This window comes from Hyphomonas oceanitis SCH89 (genome assembly GCF_000685295.1).
GTDB lineage: Bacteria > Pseudomonadota > Alphaproteobacteria > Caulobacterales > Hyphomonadaceae > Hyphomonas > Hyphomonas oceanitis.
Map to the genome: position 1 here is coordinate 1 of NZ_ARYL01000093.1, position 2752 is coordinate 2752.

Here is a 2752-nt window from a genome sequence, read left to right on the forward strand (position 1 = left end):
GGAGAACTGGCGCTGGTCGAACAATGGACCGCAATACCGGAAACATGGCGGCACGGTCGTCTATCATGTCGATGATCTGAATGCGTATTCGAAGGTGTGGAATTGCTCGCGAGGATCAGGAAATGGCGGGTGAATTCGACACACGAAGGATCGATTTCATGACAATCTCGATCGAAATTCTGCCGCAGTTTTCGAACTATGGGTGGGGCAATTCATGAGGCTTCGCGCAGTATTCTGGAGCGGCATTTCTGTGATCGGAGTGGTATTGATTGGCGTTCCGGCGACCGGGGTTTTACCGCCGCTCCTGCTTTATAATCCGAGCCAAAGTGCTCCGCTTGGGTGGTACCGTGTTGAACCTATGGAGGTTATTTCGCGGGGTGATCTGGTTGTTTCGAACCTGCCGGAAACGGCGTCCAAACTCGCGATCCAGAGGCGCTATCTTGCGTCGGGCATCCCCGTCATCAAGACCGTCCGGGCGCTCGAAGGGGATATGGTTTGTGCGGTCGACGGTGTCTTATTCATCAACGGCACACCAACTGTTCGCTTGCTATCCGCTGATAACAGGGGACGCGCCCTGCCGTCTCCCTGGACGGCCTGCAGGCAGCTTCAGCCAAATGAGATGCTGCTCCTTTCTGATCGTACACCGGACTCCTTTGACGGGCGGTATTTCGGGCCCGTTCGGGAGAGCGACATTATCGGTAGTGCCGTGTGGATGGGGGATGTTCTGGAGCAGCATAGCGAGGCGTTCAGTGAGGAATTCGAGGGAAGATCGGAATGCGAGGGAAGATCGGAATGCAAGATAAAAGCTCATGGAACCAATCAGGGGCTTGTCCCTTGTCTGCACATCGATTTTTATAGTTCCACAGGCGGGCACGCAGCTCTGTGGTCTGATGGAAACCTCAATGATAACAACCGGTTGGCATGGTTCCATACGCGCAATCTTGCCTGCTTTCCTCCGGATCGGCCCGAATGAGCGCGCCGCCAGACAATCCCTTTACCCCGAGACCTGGCAGGATTCGCTCGGCTGGTTCAGGGGGACGCACTAAGACGTACCTCACGCGCATGACGAAGGCGCTGTCGTCAGCTGGCGGTGTCCGCCGGACCACCCTGCCCGCCCGGCCGCGCCCTGTTCCGCGCGGCGGACAGAGACGCGTGATCGTCAAGGCACGCATCGTGCGGATGTCGGCGTCCAGCGCAGCAGCCCTCGCCGCGCATATCGGCTATATCCGGCGCGACGCGGCGCTTGAAGAAAAGGATCGCGGGAAACTGTTTGGCGCTACGAGCGAGGATGCCAACGCATCAGGTCTGGTCAAATCCATCACGGATGACCGGCATCATTTCCGGTTCATTGTTTCTCCCGAAGACGGAGCCGAAATGGCCGACCTCAAACCCTTCGTTCGTGATCTCGTTTCGCAGATAGAAACTGATCTTGGTACGCGGCTCGATTGGATTGGCGCAGTGCACCATGACACCGGCCGGCCGCATGCGCACCTGGTCATACGGGGACGCCGCGACGATGGTTCGGATCTTGTCATGCCGCGAGCCTACATATCACACGGAATCCGTGAGCGTGCGGAGAATCTGGTCACTCTGGAGCTTGGTCCGGAGACAAGGCTCGAACAGGAACGAAAACTCAATGCCGAAGTTGCCGCCGAACGGGTCACGCGGATCGACCATTTCATCGCGCGGCAAGCCGGCTCGGATGGTGAGTTCCGCCTGAAGGACAGTCCCTCGCAGTATCGTACCCTGCATGCCGCCCGGCTGCGGACATTGGACCGGCTTGGACTTGCCCAGAAACTCGGCGCCGGGCGCTGGCAGATGCGGGAGAATTTCCGGGAGGTTTTGCGGGGGCTTTCCGAACGGCACGACATCATCAAGACGATGAACCGCGCGCTTGTTGGACGCAGGGACCGGCGGCTCGATGCGGATGTGGTGTTCGACAAGTCTGATCCGGATGGCCGGAGCGTAACGGGCGCAGTGCTGCAAACCGGGCTGACGGGTGAAGCGCACGATCGCGCTTATGCGATCATCGACGGGATTGATGGACGTGCCGTGTTTGTGGAGCTGGGTGTCGCCGGCAACGTCGAAGAACTGAAGCGCGGCGCCATCATCACCGTGTCGCCGCCAAACCTTGAGCCGAAGTCTTCGGACCTCACGATTGATCGGATCGCGCGGGCGAATGGCGGGACCTATTCGGCAGGTTTGCACCAAGCGGACGATCCCCGGGCCAGTCCGGAGTTTGTCGCTGCCCATGTGCGCCGGCTAGAAGCTTTGCGGCGCGCTGGTCATATCGAGCGTTCATCTAATGCGGAGTGGAAGGTTCCACCGGATTATCTGGATCGGGCGAGTTCGTACGAGTTAGCTCAGGCACGGTTCCGGGCGGCGCAGGTATTGGTTAGTTCGGAGCTCGGGTTGGCAGATCAGGAATCAGCTCTTGGCGTCACATGGTTGGACGAAGCGCCTTCCACATCCGGTGTGCCGCTTGGGTTTGGTCAGGAGGTTGCTGAGGCGCAGGTGAAGCGACGCGCATTCCTGGCGGAAATCGGGATGAAAGTAGAGACTGGCGCAGGGCTATCCGCAGCACAGAAGTCTGAGCTGTTGAAGCGCGACCTGACCCAGGCGGGGCGGTCTCTCAGTGACGAGATCGGGAAGCCTTATTCGCCGGCGCCGGAACGCGGTCATGTCGACGGTACTTATCGCGAGCCGGTTTCGCGGGTGAGCGGTAAGCGTCCGGCGTTGACGCCCTTGACCT

The 2752-nt window shown here is 59.4% G+C and carries 2 protein-coding genes; both read left to right on the plus strand.

The window, feature by feature from the left end:
* Window positions 1–214: 214 nt before the first annotated feature.
* Window positions 215–973 carry a S26 family signal peptidase gene (locus HOC_RS21625; protein WP_084146516.1) on the plus strand — a complete coding sequence of 253 codons (759 nt, stop codon included), beginning with the start codon at window positions 215–217 and terminating at the stop codon, window positions 971–973.
* An 89-nt stretch (window positions 974–1062) separates the two neighbouring features.
* On the plus strand, window positions 1063–2752 hold a 1690-nt coding region (locus HOC_RS20265; protein WP_051625173.1), incomplete at its 3' end, for a DUF3363 domain-containing protein.